The organism is Enterococcus sp. DIV2384 (genome assembly GCF_050534975.1).
Taxonomy (GTDB): Bacteria; Bacillota; Bacilli; order Lactobacillales; family Enterococcaceae; genus Enterococcus; species Enterococcus faecalis.
On record NZ_CP172905.1, the window covers coordinates 2,695,001 to 2,712,461 of the forward strand.

The 17,461-nt window shown below is 39.0% G+C and carries 14 protein-coding genes, 1 rRNA gene and 1 other annotated feature (1 of these 16 only partly in view); of the genes, 3 read left to right on the forward strand and 12 right to left on the reverse strand.

From position 1 onward, the window contains the following. Positions 1 to 674, reverse strand: a 16S ribosomal RNA gene (locus IGK54_RS12890); it reaches 887 nt to the left of the window's first position. Positions 675 to 1,341: 667 nt separating this feature from the next. Between IGK54_RS12890 and IGK54_RS12895 the strand changes: the two genes are divergently transcribed. From IGK54_RS12895 to serS, 3 genes are all read left to right on the forward strand, one after another. Beyond that, complete coding sequence (locus tag IGK54_RS12895; protein ID WP_002355963.1) at positions 1,342 to 2,031, forward strand: response regulator transcription factor; 690 nt, start codon at positions 1,342 to 1,344, stop codon at positions 2,029 to 2,031. Further along, the gene (locus tag IGK54_RS12900; protein ID WP_002363566.1) at positions 2,021 to 3,202 is read left to right on the forward strand and encodes a sensor histidine kinase; all 1,182 of its coding nucleotides are present in this window, start codon (positions 2,021 to 2,023) and stop codon (positions 3,200 to 3,202) included. Before IGK54_RS12895 ends, IGK54_RS12900 begins: the two co-directional genes overlap by 11 nt. A 40-nt stretch (positions 3,203 to 3,242) precedes the next feature. Continuing rightward, positions 3,243 to 3,449 (forward strand) — a binding site (T-box leader). A gap of 87 nt (positions 3,450 to 3,536) precedes the next feature. Then, on the forward strand, positions 3,537 to 4,808 hold the full coding sequence (serS, locus tag IGK54_RS12905) for a serine--tRNA ligase (RefSeq protein WP_002355965.1): 1,272 nt from the start codon (positions 3,537 to 3,539) through the stop codon (positions 4,806 to 4,808). A gap of 211 nt (positions 4,809 to 5,019) precedes the next feature. Here serS and guaB read toward each other — a convergent pair whose 3' ends face one another. The 11 genes from guaB to IGK54_RS12960 all read right to left on the reverse strand — a co-directional run bounded on the left by guaB (position 5,020) and on the right by IGK54_RS12960 (position 17,454). Then, a complete protein-coding gene (guaB, locus tag IGK54_RS12910; protein WP_002355966.1) occupies positions 5,020 to 6,501 on the reverse strand; it encodes an IMP dehydrogenase in 1,482 nt (493 codons plus the stop codon). 157 nt (positions 6,502 to 6,658) lie between these two features. Continuing rightward, positions 6,659 to 8,341: a 6-pyruvoyl-tetrahydropterin synthase-related protein gene (locus IGK54_RS12915; protein ID WP_241408263.1), complete on the reverse strand. Its 1,683-nt coding sequence runs from the start codon at positions 8,339 to 8,341 to the stop codon at positions 6,659 to 6,661. A gap of 167 nt (positions 8,342 to 8,508) precedes the next feature. After that, complete coding sequence (locus IGK54_RS12920; RefSeq protein ID WP_002363563.1) at positions 8,509 to 9,198, reverse strand: DUF1129 domain-containing protein; 690 nt, start codon at positions 9,196 to 9,198, stop codon at positions 8,509 to 8,511. 108 nt (positions 9,199 to 9,306) lie between these two features. Next, complete coding sequence (gene ychF / locus IGK54_RS12925; RefSeq protein ID WP_002355971.1) at positions 9,307 to 10,422, reverse strand: redox-regulated ATPase YchF; 1,116 nt, start codon at positions 10,420 to 10,422, stop codon at positions 9,307 to 9,309. 56 nt (positions 10,423 to 10,478) lie between these two features. After that, a complete protein-coding gene (locus IGK54_RS12930) occupies positions 10,479 to 10,664 on the reverse strand; it encodes a DUF951 domain-containing protein (protein ID WP_002355974.1) in 186 nt (61 codons plus the stop codon). 117 nt (positions 10,665 to 10,781) lie between these two features. After that, entirely contained in the window at positions 10,782 to 11,672 is an 891-nt protein-coding gene (locus IGK54_RS12935) for a ParB/RepB/Spo0J family partition protein (RefSeq protein ID WP_002355975.1), read from the reverse strand. Next, entirely contained in the window at positions 11,665 to 12,426 is a 762-nt protein-coding gene (locus tag IGK54_RS12940) for a ParA family protein (protein ID WP_002355976.1), read from the reverse strand. The genes IGK54_RS12935 and IGK54_RS12940 overlap by 8 nt, the downstream gene beginning before the upstream one ends. Positions 12,427 to 12,441: 15 nt before the next feature. Continuing rightward, positions 12,442 to 13,158 (reverse strand): 16S rRNA (guanine(527)-N(7))-methyltransferase RsmG, encoded by a 717-nt coding sequence (gene rsmG, locus IGK54_RS12945; protein ID WP_002355977.1) that lies wholly within the window; start codon positions 13,156 to 13,158, stop codon positions 12,442 to 12,444. Positions 13,159 to 13,405: 247 nt separating this feature from the next. Then, positions 13,406 to 14,392 (reverse strand): DUF3114 domain-containing protein, encoded by a 987-nt coding sequence (locus IGK54_RS12950; RefSeq protein ID WP_142957489.1) that lies wholly within the window; start codon positions 14,390 to 14,392, stop codon positions 13,406 to 13,408. Between the two features lie 410 nt (positions 14,393 to 14,802). Next, positions 14,803 to 16,575 carry an oleate hydratase gene (locus IGK54_RS12955; RefSeq protein WP_129194051.1) on the reverse strand — a complete coding sequence of 591 codons (1,773 nt, stop codon included), beginning with the start codon at positions 16,573 to 16,575 and terminating at the stop codon, positions 14,803 to 14,805. A gap of 201 nt (positions 16,576 to 16,776) precedes the next feature. Further along, complete coding sequence (locus IGK54_RS12960; protein ID WP_002355980.1) at positions 16,777 to 17,454, reverse strand: fructose-6-phosphate aldolase; 678 nt, start codon at positions 17,452 to 17,454, stop codon at positions 16,777 to 16,779. Positions 17,455 to 17,461: the final 7 nt, after the last annotated feature.

Here is a 17,461-nt window from a genome sequence, read left to right on the forward strand (position 1 = left end):
CTCAAGTCTCCCAGTTTCCAATGACCCTCCCCGGTTGAGCCGGGGGCTTTCACATCAGACTTAAGAAACCGCCTGCGCTCGCTTTACGCCCAATAAATCCGGACAACGCTTGCCACCTACGTATTACCGCGGCTGCTGGCACGTAGTTAGCCGTGGCTTTCTGGTTAGATACCGTCAGGGGACGTTCAGTTACTAACGTCCTTGTTCTTCTCTAACAACAGAGTTTTACGATCCGAAAACCTTCTTCACTCACGCGGCGTTGCTCGGTCAGACTTTCGTCCATTGCCGAAGATTCCCTACTGCTGCCTCCCGTAGGAGTCTGGGCCGTGTCTCAGTCCCAGTGTGGCCGATCACCCTCTCAGGTCGGCTATGCATCGTGGCCTTGGTGAGCCGTTACCTCACCAACTAGCTAATGCACCGCGGGTCCATCCATCAGCGACACCCGAAAGCGCCTTTCACTCTTATGCCATGCGGCATAAACTGTTATGCGGTATTAGCACCTGTTTCCAAGTGTTATCCCCCTCTGATGGGTAGGTTACCCACGTGTTACTCACCCGTCCGCCACTCCTCTTTCCAATTGAGTGCAAGCACTCGGGAGGAAAGAAGCGTTCGACTTGCATGTATTAGGCACGCCGCCAGCGTTCGTCCTGAGCCAGGATCAAACTCTCATAATAAAAGTTAGAACAATCTTGCGATTGTTAAGCTCAATTTGTTTGCTAGCATATTGCTTGCTTGTTAAAAATGTTTGTTGTCTTGAATTGAATCAAGACGCCCTACACATTTGGTTCGTCTATTCTTTGTTCAGTTTTCAAAGGTCTACGTTACCTCGCAGCAACTTTTATATCATAACAAACTTTCGTTTGAATGTCAAGAACTTTTTTAAAAAAGTTTTTTTAAGTTGTTTTGCTTGGTTGTTGTTGTCTGTTGTGACAACTTCTATATCTTATCATCTCGTTTGTTATTTGTCAACAACTTTTTTGTTGTTTTTTCAAACTTTTTTCGAGAGATTTGAAATCAAGAATTGTTATTTAATTATTGATTTCTGAATCGCTCAGCTGTGTGACTCGCCTTGCGACATGTAATAATATACCAAGATTTCAAGCATTGGTCAATCATTATTTTCACTTTTTTTAAACTTTTTTTCAATACCGATTATTATGATTGGTATAGGTATTTTCGTTCGTTTTTTACCCCCTTTCATCCTTTTTTGGCTATAGTTTATTAACTTTTAGCAAAATCTTCTAAATTTATCGTAATATATCAAGGATTTTGTCCTTTTTAGCAATTATTTGTTAAAATATGGAAAAGAGATTTTTTTATATATGGAGGAAATGAACGCTTATGAAAATTTTAGTTGCAGATGATGATAAAGAAATTGTAGAACTATTGAGTATTTATATTCATAATGAAGGATACGAAGTCGTGAAAGCTTATGATGGAAAAGAAGCGTTATCCAAATTGCACACAACACCAGATATCGATTTATTAATCTTGGACATTATGATGCCAATCATGGATGGAATGGAAGTAGTAAAAGAACTTCGAAAAGAATCGCAAATTCCAATTATTATGTTAACAGCAAAAACAACCGATATGGATAAAATCAAAGGCTTAGTTGCTGGTGCAGACGATTATGTCACCAAGCCTTTTAATCCTTTAGAAGTAATGGCTCGGGTAAAGTCTATTTTACGTAGAAGCCAAATGCAATTAACCAAAGAAGAACCCGATGAATTAGAAGTCGGCCCATTAATGATTAATAAGGACTCTCACGAAGTCAAAACAATAGAAGGAAAAGAAATTCAATTAACCGCTCTTGAGTTTGGTATCCTCTATCTATTAGCTAGTCATCCAAATCGTGTGTTTAGTGCGGATGAAATTTTTGAGCGTGTGTGGCAACAAGAAAGTATTGTTTCTGCTAAAACCGTGATGGTTCACGTCAGTCATTTAAGGGATAAGATTGAAGAAGCAACTGGTGGAGAAAAAGTCATTCAAACAGTGTGGGGAGTTGGATATAAGATCGATGCTCGTTAAACCTAAAAAGATTGAAAAACAAAAACGAATTACCTTAACTTCTAAAGAAATCAGCGAGTTATTAGCAGAAGCAATTGTGACAATTGTTTTATTACTACTATTAAATGTCTCAATTATGTTCCTTTTAGGACAACTACTTAGTGAAAACTCGCCCTTAGCTGGTGTCATCTGGGCCACTAAGGATGCGGTCGCTAAAGAATTAAATACTGATTTGTTTTGGAGCTGGAATAAATTTGTCTTACCTATTTTCTTTTTAGTAGATGCAGCTGTTCTCTATTGGCGCTTAATTCGTCGCTACCATCAAATGCAATTGCGTCATATTATCAGTGAGTTACATTACATCGCTGATGGTAATTACAATCACCGCATTCCGTTTGAATTAAGTGGTGATTTAGCAAAAGTCGTGACGAGTATTAACGGTCTGGTGGATAGTACTGTCGCAGCCATTGAAGATGAACGGCGAATTGAAAAATCAAAAGATGAATTAATTACGAATGTCAGTCATGATATTCGGACACCGTTAACTTCTATTATTGGTTATCTGGGATTGATTGAAGATCGTCAATTTCATAGCCAAGAAGATTTACTGAAATATACGCATACCGCTTACGTCAAAGCGAAACAAATGAAATTATTAGTTGATGATCTTTTTGAATATACAAAAGTCCGTCAACCAAGTGTACCGATTCATACGACGACTTTTGATATGGCACAATTAATTGAACAGCTTGCTGCCGATTTTGAATTGGAAGCGAAAAAGATTAATATGCAAATCCAAGTAAAAGCCAATCCAGCTTCTTTAATGATGGAAGGCGATACAGAAAAACTAGTCCGAGTCTTTAACAACCTTCTTTCAAACGCTTTGAAATATGGCAAAGGCGGCCATCATATTGTGATGGAAGTAGACAAAGTCGGCACCGAAGCAATTATTGCTGTTCGCAATGATGGACCAGCTATTCCTAAACATTCTTTAGATCAGTTGTTTGACCGCTTCTATCGTGTCGAAGAATCCCGATCACAAGAAACGGGTGGTACTGGTTTAGGTCTGGCTATTGCACAAAGTATTGTCGCTTTACATGGTGGATATATTTATGCGAAGTCTGATCAAAAGTGGACTTCCTTTATTATTCATCTACCCTTACAGCGTACCAACAAGAAATCAGAGAGTTAATTGACATCCCTGAACTTTTTCGGTATTCTATAGAAAAGAGAAAACTAAGAGAAAAAGTATTTATGGCACTGAATTCCAGAGAGTTTGCGGGGGTGCGAGCAAACATTCATCTATAAAGAAGTCCGTCTCTTCCAGGTGTCCAGCGAAATAAGTTGGAACGGTCTGCAGCCGTTATCTGCAAATCAAGGGCAGTAACATTACTGAACTTGGGTGGTACCGCGAGATTTCCAGTCATTTCGTCCCAAGAATATTTATTTTTGGGGTGAGATGGCTTTTTTGTTGTTTTCTACAACAGTTATTATTGATTATGTACTAATTTTAAGGAGGAAAAAATATGTTAGATGTAAAAATGATGCGTCAAAATTTTGACGAAGTAAAAGCAAAGCTACAAACCCGTGGCGTGAAAGAAGAAATCTTAGTGGAATTTCTGCGTTTAGATGAAAGTCGCCGTGATTTATTAGTCAAAGTCGAAGAAATGAAAAAATACCGGAATGATGTGTCTGCTGAAATTGCTCAATTAAAACGAAACAAAGAAGATGCAACGGCCAAAATCGCGGAAATGAAAGAAGTCGGCGGTAATATTAAAGCATTAGATGCAGAAATTAACGCTATTGACGAAGAGCTACGTGGGATCACAACTACTTTACCGAATTTGCCAGATGATTCTGTGCCTGTTGGTGCTGGTGAAGAAGAAAATGTAGAAGTACGTCGTTGGAGTGAACCAAGAACTTTTGCTTTTGAACCAAAACCACACTGGGAAGTCGCTGAAAACTTAGGCATTCTAGATTTTGAACGTGGTGCCAAAGTAGCTGGTAGCCGTTTTGTTTATTACAAAGGCTTAGGTGCTCGCTTAGAACGTGCGTTATACAACTTCATGTTAGATTTACATGTTTATGAACATGGCTATACAGAAATGATTACGCCTTATATCGTTAATGACACCGCCATGTTCGGGACTGGCCAATTTCCTAAATTTAAAGAAGATGTCTTCCAATTACAAGATACAGATTTAACGTTAATCCCAACGGCAGAAGTCCCGTTAACTAATTACTACAACAATGAAATTTTAGATGGCAAGGATTTACCGATTTACTTTACGGCCTTGAGCCCTTCTTTCCGTTCTGAAGCTGGTAGCGCTGGTCGTGACACACGAGGATTAATTCGTTTACACCAATTTAATAAAGTCGAAATGGTTAAATTTAGTGATGCAGAGCATTCTTATGAGGAATTAGAAAAAATGACGAATAATGCCGAAGAAATTCTGCAAAAACTGGGATTACCTTACCGTGTCATGGCTCTTTCAACAGGTGACATGGGCTTCTCAGCTGCGAAAACTTATGACTTGGAAGTTTGGATTCCCGCTCAAGAGACATACCGTGAAATCAGTTCATGCTCAAACTGTGAAGATTTCCAAGCGCGCCGTGCGATGATTCGTTACCGTGATGAAAATGATAAAGTCCAATATGCGCATACACTCAATGGTTCTGGTTTAGCCGTAGGACGGACAGTCGCTGCTATTTTAGAAAACTACCAAAACGAGGATGGCTCTGTAACTGTACCAGAAGTCCTAGTTCCTTACATGGGTAACCTAACAGTTATTAAATAAGGGGAAGATGAAGGTCGTTGTCTGATATCAGATAACGGCTTTTTTTCTATAGGAAAAGGAGCCTGTAACAAAAATCACTTTGGATTTTTGTTACAGGCTTAAAAATTGATAAACGGCGGAAACAGAAGCAACTCCTTCATTCTACAGAAAAAGAGGCAGACGTCGAAATGACGTCTGCCTCTTTTAAATTTCAAAAAAATCAGCTTTTATTTTATTGAACAGAATAGTTTGGTGCTTCTTTTGTGATTTGAACGTCATGTGGATGTGATTCTTTCAATCCGTTACCACTCATTTGAACAAATTGTGCTTCTTCACGCAACGCTTTCAGGTCTGCTGCACCGACGTAACCCATCCCTGATTTCAAGCCACCGATTAATTGGAAGACAATATCAGAAACGCTTCCTTTGTAAGCAACACGTCCTTCGATTCCTTCTGGCACTAATTTGTTTGCTTCATTGACACTTCCTTGGAAGTAACGATCACTTGATCCCTTTTCCATTGCGCCTAATGAGCCCATGCCACGGTAAGTTTTGAAACGACGGCCTTGATAAATTTCAAATTCGCCTGGAGATTCATCTGTACCTGCTAACATACTTCCTAGCATTACAGCATGTCCACCAGCAGCTAAGGCTTTCACGATATCACCAGAATATTTAATACCGCCATCAGCGATAATTGCTTTACCATATTCTCTAGCTACAGAAGCAGCATCATAAATCGCTGTTAATTGAGGAACACCAACACCAGCAACGACACGTGTTGTACAAATTGAACCAGGTCCAATACCAACTTTGACAACGTCCACGCCGACATCATACAATGCTTTGGTTGCTTCAGCAGTGGCAACATTACCAGCAATTAATGTTGCTTCAGGGAACGTTTCACGAATTTCTTTAATTTTGCGAATAACGCCGGCACTATGGCCATGTGCAGTATCGATGACAATCGCATCCGCACCTGCTTCTAATAATGCTTCCGCACGTTCGAACGTATCACTAGTGACACCGACTGCTGCCGCCACAAGTAAACGACCGTGTTCGTCTTTGGCAGCATTTGGGAATTCAATCACTTTTTCAATGTCTTTAATTGTAATTAAGCCACTTAAGCGACCTGCTTCATCAACGATTGGTAATTTTTCGATTTTATGTTTTTGTAAGATTTTTTCTGCATCTTTTAAAGATGTGCCAACTGGCGCAGTGACTAAATGATCTTTTGTCATGACTTCTTCGATTTTGATTTGGTAGTCGGTTACAAAACGCATATCACGGTTTGTAATAATTCCGACTAATTTACGGTTTTCCATTGTTTCTACAATCGGCACACCGCTAATACGGTAACGACTCATTAATTCTTCTGCATCCGCTACTAAGTTTGTTGGTGTTAGAAAGAATGGATCAATGATAACGCCGCTTTCAGAACGTTTGACTTTACGTACTTCGTCTGCTTGTTGGGCGACAGTCATATTTTTATGTACGACACCTAGTCCACCTTGACGAGCCATCGCAATTGCCATATTACTATCTGTAACAGTATCCATACTGGCACTCATCAATGGAATATTTAACTTGATATTTTTAGCTAATTGTACACTCATGTCTACATCATTTGGTAAGACATGGCTTTCTGCAGGGATTAATAGCACATCATCAAATGTAAGACCTTTTTTCGCAAATTTTGTTTCCCAATTTGACATTTTTTTGTCCACTCCTCGACTTAATTTTATATATGAAAATAACAGATAATACTAAGGAAGTCAACTAGATTTGTTTAAATAATCAATGAGGAATAAAGGACAAAACGCCGAAATCGGTTTGTCCTTTATTCAACTCTTCCTAATTAAGGTCCTACTTTCATCGTTGTTCTTTTATCTTGTGTTTCTTTTTTTGTTGTAAAAATCGGCTAAATCCAAAACCGCCGACAGAAAGCAAGGTCATCATTGTTCCTATTTTTTGCACTTTTGTTCTTTGGTAACGGATGTCGACATGTCCTGTACCAGATAAAGAAAGAGCGGCTAAGCCTCCTTGATTGGTTAGGCTCATTTTTTTAGCGCCCGTTTGGTTTTTCATTTGAATCGTGGCTTGATAGCCTAAGTAATAAATAAAAGGAACGGTCACCTTCGCTGATTGATTCACCACTTGGTAGTCAAATGAAATTTTCCCATAAGGCATTCTAACATTTGTAATGGTTACTTGTTCTGCCGAATAATCAAGTGGTCGTTTTTTCTGTTTCAATAATTCCTGATAATTGATTTCATCTGGTAAATATTCATGGCCCGCACCGATATAAAAAGGCGTTGGCTGCTCATACTCAGCTTTTGTTAACAGGCGGCCTTGTTGTGACTGAATACTTTGATATTGATAAATGCCTAAATTGCTGATGGCAAGGAAAACCAACAAAACCACGGTCCAAGATTTACGGAAAACGCCCCATTCGTCTTGTGCAATGAAAAAAGCGAGCATTACGGAAAGAATCCCTAAAAACCGCCAAGGAAACTGAATCGTATTTAAAGGCGTGTGGTTCAGCCAGTGCCAAGGAAAAAGCGTGGTAACCATCAATAAGAGTACCAGCGTCAAACCAATAAACCGTTTGTCCTGAATTTTTTTGCTGGCAAGCGAAACCACTGCTACAACAAGTCCCACAAACAAAAGGGTTCCTAGATTCGCTGTTTTCGCGTGAAAAACACTGCTCTTTAAACTATTAATGAAAAGAGAATCAATGGGATAACTTCTTTCGGAAATATAAGTGAGTGGATTGGATGTAACTTTAAACACTTGATTTTTCATTTGTTCAGCAACTGGTAAAAGATAAAAGGCCAGCCAAAGCAGCGTCAAACCTGCAGCCTTCGCTAATGCCAACAGGACCTCCTTTTTAAAAAACTGCTGCCAATAAAACAGAATGTATAACCCAATCCAAATAGAAACCATTTCAATAGAAATAAAGTGAGCCAACCCAATCCCAGTCATCGCCAGCGTTAATAATGGCCAATATTTCGTGGTTCCCTTTCGTAATAAAAACAGGCTCGCTAAGACCAACGGAAAAAAACTTAGCGCCAAAAATTCTCCTAACGCTTGGCGATTAAACAAGTCTTGCATGCGGTAAATAGATAAGCCATACAAAATGGCAAAGAGATAGCTTCTTTTTTTAGAGAGCGCCATTAATCGGCCTGCATAATAAGTAAGACTAAATGTTGCCAAGTTTACTGCAAACACAAAAATCGCCATACTAGCGACAAAGGAAAGCCCCAGAACACGCAAAAGCGCAGGTAAATAAAGATACGCATCTGGATAAAACAAACTAGAGGCATAGCCATAGCCTCCCAAGAAAAAATAATTGATTTTAGGAAACCAGTCGTTGTTTTTAATTGCTAATGCGAGACCTTCCACCCGATTTTGATGAAAGCGGAAATCACTTGCTCGTAAAAAATTCTCTTGAAAATAGACAAAATAGAGAGAAAGTCCACTTAATAAGAGAAAACTAATAAAAATGAGTAGCCGCTCGTGTTGACGGCACCAAGACTTCACTTGTTGTCCCATAAGAGGGGCTCCTTTCTTTACAAACTTCTGAAAACAGAAGCCTGGGACACTAGTTTTTTCGACTAATCCCCCAGGCTTTAACTGTTAAAACGCTCTATTGAGAGAGCGACTTTGCTTGTTGCAGTTTCTGCGTCAGCCGAGCGCATTCACAATTGAGCGCGCGCCGTTTATTGACGTGTCATGAAACTGCCTTGAATATTGTATTTTTTCTTGAAGAAATAGCGTGCTACAAAGGCTAACGCACCGATTACTAAAGCAATCATCGGATCTAAAATGGGATTGATCACTGGTGGCAGCATCGCTGAACCAGCGAAAACTGCAATCCACAAGAACATTCCGCCAAATAGAATGGCAGTCGTTTTTAACCAACCAGGACGTTTGCTTTTGTCGCCACCTTGACGATCAAAACGGTAAACATATTTGTGCATTAGATAGAAAACATAACCCCCAGCCATCGCACCTAAGATATATGTGGTTAATCCGAGAGGCTGTGCAGTTCCTTTTGAAAATAGAGACATCGCCGCTAACATGATTGTTAATAAACCAAGTAATAGTAAGGTATTGTCGAGCCAAATCATCCAGCCCGCTGGTTCTTTGACTTCTGCTGGTTTATTTAAAATTGCTTCCGTCCGTTCTGAAACAGTGCCAAATAACTGACGGGCTGTTTTGCCTGTTTTTTGACCGGCTACTAATTCTGGCAAAATACCGTGTAGAGCCAATGCTAGCTCTTCTTCAGATAAATTAGCCGCTTTTAATGATTTTTTTAAGTCAAAAATGTATTGTTCATTTCTTTTAGTCAAATTCTGTTCTAATTGACGATTCTCAGCCACGATTGCTCGTAATGCTTCTGCTTCCATAGTTGTATCCTCCTCACCCTCATGTAGAGGGAACCTCTTTCTAAACGGCTGAATGGCCTTAAATATGTGGGCTTATCCCAAAACAAATTGCTTGTTGGGCACATTTTTTTAAACGTTAAAACGGAACAACATAACATCGCCATCTTGAACGACGTAGTCTTTTCCTTCTAAACGAACACGGCCCGCTTCTTTGGCAGCTTGCATATTGCCATATTTATCTAGGTCTTCATAAGAAACTGTTTCCGCACGAATGAAGCCTCGTTCAAAGTCACTGTGGATAATCCCAGCTGCTTGAGGTGCCTTGATTCCCTTACGGAACGTCCATGCACGAACTTCTTGTTCACCAGCTGTAAAGTAGGTAGCTAAGCCTAACAAATCGTAAGCCGCACGAATCAATTGATCTAAGCCAGATTGTTCAATGCCCATTGCTTCTAAAAATTCAGCCTTGTCTTCTTCAGAATCCAATTCAGCAATTTCTTCTTCTGCTCGCGCACTAACTACGATTACTTCCGCATTTTCACTGGTTGCAAAATTACGAACTTGTTGTACATACTCGTTGTTGTCTGGATCCGCCACTTCATCTTCTGAAACATTTGCTACATAAAGGACCGGCTTTGTGGTTAATAAGAAAAGAGATTTAACAATTTTCTCTTCTTCTGGCGTAAATTCAATCGTACGAGCAGATAAACCTTCTTCTAAAACTGGTTTAATTTTGTCTAAAACAGCTAATTCTTCCACCGCTTCTTTATCTTTTGCTTTCGCCATTTTTGCCACGCGAGTATAGCGTTTATTGATTGAATCTAAATCTGCTAAAATTAGCTCTAAATTAATTGTATCAATGTCTGCTAAAGGATCAACGAAATCCGCATCCCGATTTTGTTCACGCATGATATTTTCGTCATCAAAACAACGAACCACGTGACAGATTGCATCTACTTGACGAATGTGACTTAAAAACTGATTTCCCAGCCCTTCTCCTTTGCTGGCACCTTTAACAATTCCGGCGATGTCTGTAAATTCAAACGTTGTGGGAACTGTTTTTTTCGGTTTTACTAGTTCTGTCAAGCGTTGTAAACGGGCATCTGGTACTTCAACCATGCCGACGTTCGGATCAATCGTTGCAAAGGGATAATTTGCAGCTTCTGCTCCTGCTTTTGTAATTGCGTTAAATAGGGTCGATTTACCAACGTTTGGTAAGCCGACAATTCCAGCTGTTAGTGCCATTTGTTTTCCACTCTTTCTCTCAGTCTATTCTCTTTTCTATTAGAGGCATCAAAGCATTAGTCTGCTTTTTTCTCGATTACTTTTTTTAATTTTTTAGTAAAATCACGACGCGGCATCATGACAATATGCCCGCAATTCGTGCACTTGATTTTGATATCAGCGCCCATGCGAATGATTTGCCAACGATTTGCTTGGCAAGCATGCGGCTTTTTCATTTCGACAATATCGCCTAAATCATACATGTTCCAAGCCTTCTTTCTTCTCTTACTTATATAAAAATACCATGATTACAATACCATTTTTTAACGAAACTAGCAAAAGGATTTGTGACTTTCTGTCTTACTTTCTCACTTTGCTTTTTATTCCTCGTCAAAATGAATATCTAAAATATCTAAAATTCTAGCCAAATCCGAAGAGGACAAGTACTCAATTTCAATTTTTCCTTTGCCTTCTTTTTCTTGAATCGCTACGGTTGTCCCAAATTTATCCATTAAGCGGTCTTCACTTTCTCGAATATAAATGGGTTTTTCTTTGATGGCTTTTTTCGCTTTTTTGCCCTTTTTGCCTTGTGTTTCGTTTAATTCAGCGACAAGTTGTTCTAATTGTCGAACCGTTAAATTGTCTTTAATACAACGATTAGCTAATGGCAATAGCTGTTCTTTGTTCTTCAAGCCTAATAACGTCCGTGCTTGACCCATTGACATGCTTTGTTTTTGAACCATTGCTTTGACCGCATCTGGTAAAGTTAGCAACCGTAAATAATTGGCAATATACGGGCGACTTTTTCCCAAACGTTCTGCGACTTCCGCTTGTGTTAATTTCAAATTTTTCATTAGCATTTCATAGGCTTCTGCTTCTTCTAGCGGATTTAAATCTTCCCTTTGTAAGTTTTCCAAAACAGCAACTTGCATCATGGATTCTTCATCAAATTCGCGAATAATTGCGGGAATTTTTTCTTTGCCGGCTAATTTAGAAGCCCGGAACCGACGCTCACCTGCAATAATTTCATAGCCTTTAACTGCCGATTTACGAACAATAATCGGTTGAAACACACCGGAATGTAGAATCGAGTTTGCAAGTTCTTGTAAAGAGGTTTCATCAAATGTTTTCCGCGGTTGGTAAGGATTGGGACGAAGTTCGTTTAATAGAATTTCTGTCACTTGTTCGTTCTTAACGTCGACATCTTCTAGCTTTGCGATATCTTGAAACAAGGCATCGATGCCTCTGCCTAAACCTTTGCCTTTATTCATTCTCCAACACTTCCTTTGCTAGTGCTTGATACACTTCGGCACCTTTTGAGCGAATATCATAGTCAATGATTGGTAAACCATGACTTGGTGCTTCGGATAAACGGACATTTCTTGGAATAATCGTGTCATAGACTTTTTCACGGAAATATTTACGGACTTCTTCAACGACTTCGGCACCTAAATTGGTCCGAGCATCGTACATGGTTAACAAGACCCCTTCAATTTTCAATTCAGGGTTAAAATGTTTTTGAACCAAGCGAATCGTATTTAGCAATTGACTCAAGCCTTCTAATGCGTAATATTCACATTGAACAGGAATTAGAATCGAATCACTTGCTGTAAAAGCATTGATTGTTAAATGCCCTAGAGAAGGCGGGCAATCAATTAAAACGAAATCATACATGTCTCTTACTTCATCAATTGCTAATTTCAAGCGTGATTCTCGAGCCATCATTGAAGTTAATTCAATTTCAGCGCCTGCTAATTGAATAGTTGCAGGGACAATATCTAAATTTTCACGGCTGGTATGTTGAACCACGCTAGTGATTGGTTCTTCATTTACAAGGACATCATACACATCGTGTGCGACATCTGGTTTAGGGACACCCATGCCACTGGTAGCATTTCCTTGTGCATCAATGTCGATCAGTAAGACTTTTTTGCCTAAGTTTGCTAAACATGCGCCTAAATTTACAGTGGTCGTTGTTTTACCAACGCCGCCTTTTTGGTTCGCTACAGAAATAATTCGTGTCATGTGTGTGCCTCCATCTTATTTAATCGGTTGTTTATTTGGTAATCCAGGTTTTCTGGGATATTTTTTAGGGGTTTCTTTTTTCTTTTGAATCACGACAATGTGGCGTTCGTCTGCCGTAATCGGCAAAGTAAAACCAACTTCTTTCTGAAATTGACCGCCTAATGTAGCGATTGCAGGTTTTGCTTCATTAATTTCTTCTTCACTTTTCGATGCTTTTAAGGCTAAAAAATAGCCTTCTTTTTTAACTAAGGGTAAACACAGTTCACTTAAAACATTTAATCGTGCAACTGCTCGCGCTGTAACGTAATCAAACGCGCCACGAAATTCTGCTTTTTGACCAAATGTTTCTGCACGATCATGATACAAAGAAACATTAGCCAAACCTAGTTGATTCACCAACTCTGTTAGGAAAGTAATTCGTTTATTTAAAGAGTCAACAATTGTGACATTTAATGAAGGAAAAACAATTTTCAAAGGAATACTTGGAAATCCTGCGCCTGCGCCAACATCACAAATGGCTTTATCGCTAGCAAAGTCTTCAAAGAATGCCAACGAAACAGAATCATAGAAATGTTTCAAATAAACTTCTTTTTCTTCTGTAATGGCTGTTAAATTCATTTTTTCATTCCATTCTACTAGTAAATGGAAATATTGGTCAAATTGTGTCATCTGTTGGTCTGTCAATTCAATGCCTTTTGCGGCTAATAGTTGTCTAAATTCTTCGGGTAGCATAAAGACTCCTTCCTTTTTTGTGAAACAGAAAAATGTTTCACAATCATCTTTTCCTACTTTAACGCAAATAGCAATTTCTTGCAATGCTTTTCGGAAGATTTTTGCCTGAATGATAAAAGAAAAATCCGCCTTTTTATGTGGTAAAAAGTCTCTAGCCACGGGCCAAAATGTTCAATTGGCGGCAACGAAAACCGCCTTTCTCTAAGAGTAAAACAAGCCAATGTTTCATGTGAAACATTGGCTTGTTTTACTTACTATAATCATCGCACTTTATTTGTCGTTCTCTGCGGTAGTCGTATTCTTGGATACGGGGACTTAACCAACCTTTTTTGGCTGTTTTTCGTAATTGATGATCAAATCTCCCTGGTGGTGAACTATCTAGTAATTCATGGGTACGATTATTCCGATTTGCATAATTAAACGATTCACCATTCAAGACTTTTTCCTGGTATTCACTGTTTTTGGCCGCTTGATAATAGGCTGGATTACTAATTAATCTGCCTCGCCAGTCCTCAACTAACACATCCCACTGGGTTACAAAGGTCCCTTCTTCATTCAAAATAAACTCACTGTGAAAATTAGGCGTCAATCGTTTCTTATTAATCAAAGAATAAGATGCCCCCTCAGGGTATTTGTTGTGCAAACGAGCAGAGCTTTTTTTCAGCTTCCGCCCGCCCATCCCTTGCGGCTTGGCCGCAAAAACATAACGTTTTAATGCCTGTTCATCGGTGTCCCCTTCTTGTTTAAAAAAATCGCGGATATACGTGATATTTTGACGATCAATATACATTCTTAATTGATGTATCTTTTTCGCTTTCTCTTGATTAAAGCTCCCAAGAAGACCTAACGGATAGGCTTTTTGAACTGTTTTTGCCAACAAATGCCAAAACGTCGCATGCGGTGCAATCGTCTTCGAGAAACGATAAGGTCCTACTAATTGCAACATGCCATGCTGATCCAACACTGCACCTAATTGCCATAACAGTAACGAGAGCTTTTCTTGCGGACGATAAGCCGAAAAGCGAAATAATCGCTCATACGCTGAAGAGCCCACTTCTTCCACTTCAGAAAACAGTTCCGCGACTGCTATTTTCGCTTGCTCAAGTGGCAAGAAACGCGTGTCTTTTATGGCACTTTCCACTAATCCATAAACAGCTTGGCGGTCCCAGCCAGCGTCAATCGCCGCCTCTACACCAGCACTCATTGCTTGTTGTAATTCTTGCCAACGTCCCATCTTCTCGCCGCCTTTTTCTATATACTTCTTCTATAATGATAATCCTTTCCCCGCAAAATGCCAACTGCTTTAAAGCAAAAAAACAACCCGCCCTTTGGGGAAGGGCGGGCGGAGGAGTTAAAAAATGAAAAAGTGTTTTGTTAGGGTTTTGTTTATCGGGTATGTTTAAATAATAGCCGTTAAATGTGAAGAAACTATGGTAAAAATGCGCCTTCTTTTCAACAAAATTTTGAAAAAGTCTCTTCAGAAATTAAGATTTTTTTGCGAAGTTGCCCACTGGCTACCCCCATTCAACATATTATATATTTAATATCCATAAAATCATAAAAGAAATATACACAATTATGAATATTTATTCAACGGTTAATAAAACAACCAAAAAAGCGAGTGATTTACACTCGCTTTTTCAACTAAATTAAATGATTTTCTCTTAAAATATCACCAATATACGTATCCTCAAATTTCTTCACAAAGTGTTCAACCATTTTGCGTTCTACGAACGGCATATCCATTTCTGTTAATTTTTTCTTGTCAGATAAATAATAAACAGAGTTTGCTAAGACGCGCAAGTCGTATGCAGAAGCAAACACTTCTGGTACTCCGCGTTCAACCTCTAGCAATTGATAAACAGCTTCCATCGCTGTCCGTACAGAATACTCTGTTGTAAACACCGTATCTCGTTCAGTATCTGCGAAGTTCCCAATGAAAGCAAGATTTTTAGAGCCGTTTGGTACAACTAATGGTCGATCGCCTGGTTCTCTTAACATAAAGTAAGAAGTGATAAACGGCATATAAACCGGAATAGTGGTAGCCGATTCTTCTGAAATACGTTCAATTTCCCCTTCTGGGACCCCTAAATGATAAAGTAACTCTTGCGTAATTTCTTGGCCTGTACATTGTTCGATTGGTTTTTTGATATAATTTCCTGGTTTATTAGAAAGTAATCCATATGCCCAAGTTATAGATTGTTGATCATTTTGTTCTTTAAAATGCGGTTGTCTATGCATAGCGAAACTCATCATCCAATTAGAGTCTTTGATAGTAATAATACCACCTGTGACAATTTTTCCTGTGCGTAATTTACGATGTGTTAACCGAGAAAGATACGGTTCAATATCGAAATTTTCCCACGTAATCGTTGCTGAGACAAACCAACTTTCATCTGGTAAATTTTCACAGAAAACTTCTGGGTGCCCAAATTCTGGGGATTGTTTTGCTAAGTTTTTCCAGAGATTCCAACTTCCCCCTAGTTCATGAGTAATTGGTGCTGGTGTATGATGATCTCCTTGCGTCGAACTTTCAGTAATTGAGCCATTCGTTACGAAAACTAAATCATTTTCAGTTAAAGGAATTTCTTTGGTTTTGCCCGCTTGTGTCAGCAATAATCGCCGAGCAACTTTAGTAGCTCCTTTGATGTCGACTTGGATATCATTGATCGTTGTTTCATATTGAAAGTCTACCCCTTGATTGGTTAAAAAGCTTAGTAATGGTTTCACTAACGATTCGTATTGATTGTATTTGGTAAACTTCAAGGCTGTAAAGTCAGGCAAACCTTTGATGTGGTGGATAAAACGCATGATGTAACGGCGCATTTCAATGGCAGAGTGCCATTTTTCAAAAGCAAACATTGAACACCAATAGATCCAAAAGTTGGATTCAAAAAATTCTTCGCCGAAAACATCTTCAATTTTTTTGCCAATTAATTGATCTTCAGAAGTCATAAATAAATCAACGATTTCTTTTTGTGCTTTTTTGGATAAAGTAAATTGTCCATCATCTGGGACACGTTCGCCACGGTTATGAATAATGCGGCAATTTGAAGAATTCGGATCATCTAAATCTAAACGGTAAAACTCATCTAGGACAGAGGCATCTTCTACTTCTAATGATGGTACCGAACGAAATAGATCCCACAAACACTCGAAATGGTTTTCCATTTCGCGTCCGCCGCGAGTGACAAAGCCATCATGGGGAATAAATTTACCATCTAAAGAACCGCCAGACAGCGTGAGTTCTTCAAAAATGTGAATATTTTCGCCCTTCATTTGACCGTCACGAATTAAGAAAACAGCCGTTGCTAAACCTGCTAGGCCACCACCAACGATATAGGCACTCTTGTCATCTACACCTTTTGGTTTTCTTGGTCGAGCAAATGCTTCATAATTTCCATTTGTGTATCTCATTCTCGTTTCCTCCTATCATTTGATACCCTCATCATACTGCTACCAAAAAAAATACCCAAAAGATAACCCTTTTTTTTAAGAAATTCTTTGACAAATAAAGAAAATTGTCTAATTTTTAAGCAAGTGAATAATCGTAGATGTTTCATGTGAAACAAAAAAAAGAACGAGAAGAAAAATGGCCGCTTTTTCTTCTCGTTCTTTTTATGCTAATTCGTTTACCGTTTCTACTCCAAAAACAGCAACCCAATCTTCCTGAAAATCAGTTACTGCTTTTTGAATGGCGGGCATTGCCAAGCCTTGTGTCACGAGTTCTGGTGCGATAGTGACCGCTTGCGCCCCCATTTGACAGGCTTGATTAATTTGTGCCACGTTTTTAAAACTAGCAGCTAAGATCTTACTCTTTGCGTTCGTCCGTTTAATTTCTGCAGCTAAATGCTCAATAACCTTTTGAGAATCAATTGTTAAATTCTCCATCCTATTATAATACGGTGCTAAATAATCTGCACCTGCCGCAATCGCTAGGTAGCCTTGAAATTCTGTATAAATAGCGGTTGCTGTTATCCGATAATTTGCCTGCTTTAGTTGTTTGATGGCTGCCAAGCCTGCTTCATTGACTGGGATTTTAATGAATGTTTCTTGGCCTAATTGTTGTACAATGGTTTGGGCATCTTCTAGCATCTCTTCTGTCGTTTGACCGACCACTTGGACGTGCAAACTCGCTTGTCCAATCGTTTTTTTGATTTCTTTCATCTGCGCAAAGAAGTCAATTTTTCCTGCTTGTTTAACAATACTGGGATTAGACGTCACGCCTGCCAGTGGTAAAATTTTCTGATACTTTCGAATAGCCTCAAGATTAATTGTATCTAGCATAAATTCCATCTTTTAC

Excerpts from the sequence above, each read along its gene's own strand:
- IGK54_RS12895 (WP_002355963.1), top strand. The coding sequence starts at position 1,342 with ATGAAAATTTTAGTTGCAGATGATGATAAAGAAATTGTAGAACTATTG.
- IGK54_RS12900 (WP_002363566.1), top strand. The coding sequence starts at position 2,021 with ATGCTCGTTAAACCTAAAAAGATTGAAAAACAAAAACGAATTACCTTA.
- serS (WP_002355965.1), top strand. The coding sequence starts at position 3,537 with ATGTTAGATGTAAAAATGATGCGTCAAAATTTTGACGAAGTAAAAGCA.
- guaB (WP_002355966.1), bottom strand. The coding sequence starts at position 6,501 with ATGTCAAATTGGGAAACAAAATTTGCGAAAAAAGGTCTTACATTTGAT.
- IGK54_RS12915 (WP_241408263.1), bottom strand. The coding sequence starts at position 8,341 with ATGGGACAACAAGTGAAGTCTTGGTGCCGTCAACACGAGCGGCTACTC.
- IGK54_RS12920 (WP_002363563.1), bottom strand. The coding sequence starts at position 9,198 with ATGGAAGCAGAAGCATTACGAGCAATCGTGGCTGAGAATCGTCAATTA.
- ychF (WP_002355971.1), bottom strand. The coding sequence starts at position 10,422 with ATGGCACTAACAGCTGGAATTGTCGGCTTACCAAACGTTGGTAAATCG.
- IGK54_RS12930 (WP_002355974.1), bottom strand. The coding sequence starts at position 10,664 with ATGTATGATTTAGGCGATATTGTCGAAATGAAAAAGCCGCATGCTTGC.
- IGK54_RS12935 (WP_002355975.1), bottom strand. The coding sequence starts at position 11,672 with ATGAATAAAGGCAAAGGTTTAGGCAGAGGCATCGATGCCTTGTTTCAA.
- IGK54_RS12940 (WP_002355976.1), bottom strand. The coding sequence starts at position 12,426 with ATGACACGAATTATTTCTGTAGCGAACCAAAAAGGCGGCGTTGGTAAA.
- rsmG (WP_002355977.1), bottom strand. The coding sequence starts at position 13,158 with ATGCTACCCGAAGAATTTAGACAACTATTAGCCGCAAAAGGCATTGAA.
- IGK54_RS12950 (WP_142957489.1), bottom strand. The coding sequence starts at position 14,392 with ATGGGACGTTGGCAAGAATTACAACAAGCAATGAGTGCTGGTGTAGAG.
- IGK54_RS12955 (WP_129194051.1), bottom strand. The coding sequence starts at position 16,575 with ATGAGATACACAAATGGAAATTATGAAGCATTTGCTCGACCAAGAAAA.
- IGK54_RS12960 (WP_002355980.1), bottom strand. The coding sequence starts at position 17,454 with ATGGAATTTATGCTAGATACAATTAATCTTGAGGCTATTCGAAAGTAT.